The following is a 5,789-nucleotide window of genomic DNA, read 5'->3' as shown; positions in this document are numbered from 1 at the left end:
TTACAAGAATTGCAACATAACCTCCAAGAGGCGAGTTTAAACTTCCCTGATGAATTTGAGAGAAGAATTAAGCTTTGTGAGGCATTGGGGCAAAGCCACGAGGAGATTGATAGGGTAAGCAATATTGAGGAATTTTATGGTGTTTATCGTGAGTTTTTTAAGCAGAATCCCTTAAGCAATTTGGAGGATTTTTTGAATGATTTGGCACTAAGGAGCGACCAAGAGGATACAGAAATGCGCCAAGAGAGCAAAGGTATAGAGGGAGTGTCTTGTATGAGTGTGCATTCTAGCAAAGGATTAGAGTTTGATTATGTTTTTGTGATTGGGCTTGAGGAGGGGTTTTTTCCAATGACGCGAGAGGATAGTAGCCTAGAGGAGGAGAGGCGGTTGGCTTATGTGGCTTTTACAAGAGCTAAAAAAGAGCTTTATTTGAGTTTTGTGGATTCAAGGTTTTATAGGGGCAATCGGGCGACTTTGCCACCCTCTAAATTTTTAGCTGAAAGCGGAGTGGGTAATAAGGGGGAAGCAAAACAGCCCAAGCAAAACAGCTTCGCTCCTACGATTCGTCGTAGTTTTGTCAATACTTCTAGTGAAAGTGGATTTTCAAAGGGGGATTGTGTAATGCACAAAATACTTGGTGCGGGTAGGATAGTAGAAGTTAGGCAAGAGGGCAAGACGACTCGGCTGAAAATCAATTTTGGTGGCTTAGAAAAAGAAATTTTTAGCGATTTTGTAACAAAGGTATAAAAATTATAATAATTTGGGATTTGTCCTTGTAGGAGTTTAATATGCCCTCACAGGTGTTAGCGGAGCAATTTATGTTTTAGAATCTTGCTTTAAGATTTCATTATGGAATCCTTTTTGCTAGAAAGAATGAAAAAGCTAAAAGGATTTTTTTATGATACGCGGATTGTTGCTGTTGGTATGTTTGATGTCATTTGGGCTAGGTTATGATGAAAGAAGTGGCGAATATTACGCTCCTCAAAGCACCTATCACCCGCTTTATGAAGAGAGACGCAATCGTCTTTTGGGGATTTATGGGAGTTATAGCAAGTCCGATTCCGACGCAGATTTGCATATTGCTGGCTATGAATCGCAAACGCATAGTTTGAGTGAAAAGCAATTTGGATTTGGTGTGCAGGCAGGTTATCTTTTGAGTGAAAATCATAGAATCTTGGCGAATTTTGAACATCATTTGAAAAAAAATGGATTCTCTTATCAAGTTTTGACACTTGGATTTGCTTGGACGCCAAAGATTCCAAATACCACAGATTGGCGCGCTTTGCTAGGATTAAATGCGGGTTTGGCACAGGCAAAATTTGATAGCGGAAGTTTCGTGATTGCAGAAAGTGCAATGGGTTCTCTTGATTATATGGGATTTACTTATGGCGTCAAAGCGGGCGCAATTTATGCTTTGGGTAATGGTGAGTTGGAGTTTGGAATCCAAGCAAGACGTTTGAATTTTGGCGAAGAAAAAAGTTCTGTTAATATCAATGGCACGGAATCCGCAACAAAACTTGATTTAAGTCAAACTTCTTCCATTGATGTGTATGTAGGATATAACTTCTTGTTTTAGATTCTACGATGAAGTTTGATTTCTGCGGGATTTTGGAATCTTGCCCTTTCGTAGGAAAAGAGCACACGTCCTCGCCAAGCGAATCTATAATCAAGTATCAAGAAATCTTTGCAATGGAATCTTAAAAAGATTTCAACATTATAGATTGCTACGACTCCTTTAATGTTCTTCCAAAAGCGCAATGGTTTGCTTGGAAGCCTCTTCAATATCTTCAAAAGTTTTTACAATGCTTTCGGCAATTTCTTTTGTCAGCGGGCTTTTGAGTTTTTCTAAGGCTTGATTGGTGTTTTCTAACAGGGTTGCTTTGACTTTATTAAGGCTTGTAATGTCCAAATTTCCGATTTGGCTAATAGAATGTTCGTCGTCTAAATATTTAGAAATCGGATTGATTTCTTGGAAATTACATGTTTCTTGCTTGAGATTAAAGCTCAAGTAAAGATTGGATTTATACACAATGTGTTCTAGTTTGGATACACTCAAAAGGAGCTTGCTTGAGAGCTTGTTAAAGACTTGTTGCAATGTTTGTGTGGTGGATTCCATACTGCTAAAGATTTCATTGAAGTCTGTAATAGATTTGTGTGTAGAGTTGGCGAATTCTGATACTTTGCCAAAATTATCTTGGATTCCTGCAATTTCTTGTTGCATTGTTTGCACAACAATGGAAATATCATTGGTTGCTTTTTGTGTTTTTTCCGCGAGCTTGCGCACCTCATCAGCTACGACAGCGAATCCTCTTCCGTGTTCCCCTGCGCGCGCGGCTTCAATGCTGGCATTGAGCGCAAGTAAATTAGTTTGATTGGCGATGTCTGCGATGATTTCTACGACGGAATTAATGTCTTTGGACTTTTGCGTGAAGCTTTCTATTGTTGTTTGATTGTCATTGATAATGTCTGTTAATCTGTCAATAGATTGTGTGATGGAGAGGACATCTTGTTGGGAGTTTTTGGCTGAAGTTGTAATGTTTATAACATTTTCATCTACAATTCCCATTTGCTGCATATCGCCGTCCAAATCAGAGGAAATTTTGGTTAAATTTTCATTTTGGCTACCCAAACTCATATCCATAAGCGACTTTGCGAGCGCATTGGAAATATTGTCTTTTGCATTTTCTTTGATTTGTAAAAGGGCGTGGTTGATTGCGTTAATGTTTGAGATAAATGCACCTTTTAAGCCTTGTGGAATCGCTAGGCGAAAATATTTGCCCTCATTGGAGTATTTAATTGCAGTGGAGATTTCTCGCATAAAAGCTTCTAAGTTGTCCGCAACATTGTTTAGGGTATTAGCAATCGTGCAGAGGTCTATATCTCCCTCTACCCTTAAAACGCGCGCTTCAAATTTACCTTGTTGATAAAGTCTTGAGACTTGTAGTATGGTTTGAATAAGTTGCTCACGTTTTCTAAACTTAAAATATGCCAATGCAAAAATAACACAAGTTAAAACAAAAAATGCAAGATTGATACTGACGCCTTTTAAAATAACCTCTACGATGAATCCTATCAAACTGACTACGATTCCGCTAAGCAAAAAGATTTTCATCGGTAGCCTCCTTCTTTTCCTTCGTTTTGTAGGTTAATCATCAACTCGTCCCACGAAATTTTGTTTTGTTCCAAGAAATTTAGCACAAACTGCACTCCAGCTTCCATTCCCTTTTCTTTTTCAATCTCTAAGAGTTTTTGATAAATGCCTAAGCAAGTTTCCACTCCTTTTTTACTTGGGCGTCTGCGCACAGAATAGTAGCTAATGACTTCGCCTTTTTCATTATAAGAGGGGGTAATATTTGCAAAAACCCAATAGGTTTTGCCTTGTTTGTTAAGATTGCATACAAAAGCAAAAAATTCAAGTTTCAATGCCAAAAAATCCCACAATAGTTTAAAAGCACAGCGAGGCATTATGGGGTGGCGAATCAAATTGTGTGGTTTGTGTAAAAACTCCTTTTCGCTAAAGCCACTAAAAGCGACAAAGTCTTGATTTCCATAAGTAATTCTGCCTTGTAAATCTGTTTTAGAGGTGATGAGTGTATCATCTGCCAAAAAGATTTCATCTTGTAAGTCAAAAGCGCGAGTTGTATGCATAGTTTATTTCCCAATCTTGTTAAGAATTAAAATTATAATTATTTCACAGACTTGATAAAATGATAATAAAAGCAATTTTATTTTGGTATTTTATATGGAAGAAACTTTACAAATCCTAACGAAAGTTAAAGCAATTTTTGTATAATTTTGCAAACTAAAATCCACAAATAAAATGAAGGTTAATAATGAGTGAGCAGAATCCCTTAAAGCAATTTTTAGAACCCAAAGAAGCTTTAAAGCTCTATGATTTGGATATTTTTACGCTTGGGAAAATGGCGGATTCTATACGCAAAGATTATTTTGGTAAGAAAGTCTTTTTTAATTCCAATCGCCATATTAATCCAACAAATGATTGTGCAGATGTTTGTAAGTTTTGCGGTTTTTCTGCACATCGTAAGAATCCCAATGTCTATACAATGGATAAGGAGAAGATTTTAAGAGTTGCCAAAGATTCCATAGAGGCAGGTGCGCTAGAATTGCATATCGTAGGGGCGCACAATCCCAAGTTAAACCTAGAATGGTATTTGGAGCTTTTTAGAACGCTTAAGGCAGAATTTCCAAATATTCATCTTAAAGCACTAACCGCAGCGGAAGTAAATTTCTTAAGCCAGCTTAGTGGTAAATCCTATCATGAAGTTTTAAGTTTAATGGCAGAAAATGGTGTGGATTCTATGCCCGGCGGTGGCGCAGAGATTTTTGATGAAAAGGTGCGTAGCTTTATTTGTAAAGGAAAAGTGGATTCCACAGATTGGTTAAAAATTCATAAAATTTGGCATTCTTTGGGCAAAAAATCTAATGCTACTATGCTTTTTGGGCATATAGAATCGCGGGAACATCGGATTGACCATCTCTTGCGCCTTTATCAAGCACAAGAGGAGAGCGGAGGGTTTAATGCCTTTATTCCGCTTGTTTATCAAAAAGAAAATAACTTTTTGAGTGTCAAGGAGTTTCCAAGTGGGCAAGAGATTCTCAAAACGATTGCTATTGCAAGAATCTTGTTGCCAAATATTCCTCATATTAAGGCGTATTGGGCAACTTTGGGCTTGAATTTGGCGATTTTAGCTCAAGAATTTGGAGCAGATGATATTGATGGCACGATTCAACGCGAGGCGATTCAAAGCGCAAGTGGAAGCAAAAGCGCAAATGGAATTGCTAAGGAGGAATTGATTGCGCAAATCAAGAATGCAGGATTTTTGCCAGTGGAGAGGGATAGTTTGTATAATGAAATTCACGCATATTAAGGAGTAAAAGATGCAATATTATAGCTATGAAATGTTTAGAGAGGATATGAAAGAGCTAGTAGATAAGATTGATTTTAATCCCGATGGGATTGTGGCGATTTCGCGCGGTGGGCTGACAATGGCGCATTTTCTAGGAATTGCATTGGATTTAAGGCGTGTCTATACGATTAATGCTTCTTCGTTTTTTAATAAAGTGCAACAAGAGATTCAAATCTCAAATATTCCAGAACTTGGGGGAAATCAGCGCATTTTGATTGTAGATGAGATTGTAGATAGTGGCACGAGTATGGAGAAAGTTTATAGTATCTTAAGTGCTGTTAATTCTAGCATTGATTTTAAAACCGCGTGCATTTTTCATAAGCCAACAGCGCAGTTTAAGCCGGATTTTATTTTGCGTGAAGCAAGTGATTGGGTGGAATTTTTTTGGGAAGTTGATGTTGTGAAATCTTTGCGCGAAGAGCAAAAGTGAGGTAAAATGCAAAAATTTGAAGCGGAAAATGGCAATGTAATTTATGGGGATTTGCAATGCAAGGATTCTAAAATAGAGTTTATGGGCAAAAATAATATTTTGTTTTTAAGCGAAAAGGCAAACCTTAGGAATGCGCAAATTACTTTTGTAGGTAGCAATGCACTTGTGTTTATTGGTAAAAGTTGTTTTAGGGGAAGGATTATGATTTTTACAAATTGCGTGTGCTATATTGGGAATGCCTTAGGACAGAGTGCTAGCGATATGTTTTTGAATATTACGAGTGAGAGCTATTGTATTATTGGCGATGATTGTTTGTTTTCGTGGGGAGTTGTTCTTGAAAGCAGCGACCATCACCCAATTTTTGATTTTAAAACTCATCAATGCCTTAATACAAGTAAAAGAAATATTCTTATAGGCGACCATATTTGGGT

At 37.5% G+C, this 5,789-nt stretch carries 7 protein-coding genes; 5 read left to right on the top strand and 2 right to left on the bottom strand.

Features of this window, described 5'->3' with window-relative positions; all coding sequences use genetic code 11:
• Together Q1553_RS01960 and Q1553_RS01955 are read left to right on the top strand one after the other, a co-directional pair.
• Positions 1 to 747 (top strand): ATP-dependent helicase (locus tag Q1553_RS01960; RefSeq protein WP_300842712.1); only part of this gene is annotated, 747 nt, incomplete at its 5' end.
• Between the two features lie 151 nt (positions 748 to 898).
• Positions 899 to 1,576: a hypothetical protein gene (locus Q1553_RS01955; protein WP_245944219.1), complete on the top strand. Its 678-nt coding sequence runs from the start codon at positions 899 to 901 to the stop codon at positions 1,574 to 1,576.
• 159 nt (positions 1,577 to 1,735) lie between these two features.
• Here Q1553_RS01955 and Q1553_RS01950 read toward each other — a convergent pair whose 3' ends face one another.
• Both Q1553_RS01950 and Q1553_RS01945 read right to left on the bottom strand, forming a co-directional pair.
• The gene (locus Q1553_RS01950) at positions 1,736 to 3,112 is read right to left on the bottom strand and encodes a methyl-accepting chemotaxis protein (RefSeq protein ID WP_297570254.1); all 1,377 of its coding nucleotides are present in this window, start codon (positions 3,110 to 3,112) and stop codon (positions 1,736 to 1,738) included.
• The gene (locus Q1553_RS01945) at positions 3,109 to 3,648 is read right to left on the bottom strand and encodes a PAS domain-containing protein (RefSeq protein WP_115551474.1); all 540 of its coding nucleotides are present in this window, start codon (positions 3,646 to 3,648) and stop codon (positions 3,109 to 3,111) included. The genes Q1553_RS01950 and Q1553_RS01945 overlap by 4 nt, the downstream gene beginning before the upstream one ends.
• A 185-nt stretch (positions 3,649 to 3,833) precedes the next feature.
• Here Q1553_RS01945 and mqnE point away from each other — a divergent pair, with 185 nt between their 5' ends.
• From mqnE to Q1553_RS01930, 3 genes are all read left to right on the top strand, one after another.
• The gene (mqnE, locus tag Q1553_RS01940; RefSeq protein ID WP_297570259.1) at positions 3,834 to 4,889 is read left to right on the top strand and encodes an aminofutalosine synthase MqnE; all 1,056 of its coding nucleotides are present in this window, start codon (positions 3,834 to 3,836) and stop codon (positions 4,887 to 4,889) included.
• Positions 4,890 to 4,899: 10 nt separating this feature from the next.
• On the top strand, positions 4,900 to 5,358 hold the full coding sequence (locus Q1553_RS01935) for a phosphoribosyltransferase family protein (protein ID WP_115551472.1): 459 nt from the start codon (positions 4,900 to 4,902) through the stop codon (positions 5,356 to 5,358).
• A 6-nt stretch (positions 5,359 to 5,364) separates the two neighbouring features.
• Positions 5,365 to 5,789 (top strand): hypothetical protein (locus Q1553_RS01930; protein ID WP_366525087.1); only part of this gene is annotated, 425 nt, incomplete at its 3' end.

It is taken from the genome of Helicobacter sp. UBA3407 (assembly GCF_949747025.1).
Classification (GTDB): Bacteria; Campylobacterota; Campylobacteria; order Campylobacterales; family Helicobacteraceae; genus Helicobacter_D; species Helicobacter_D ganmani.
This window is presented reverse-complemented; position numbering and strand designations above follow the sequence as displayed.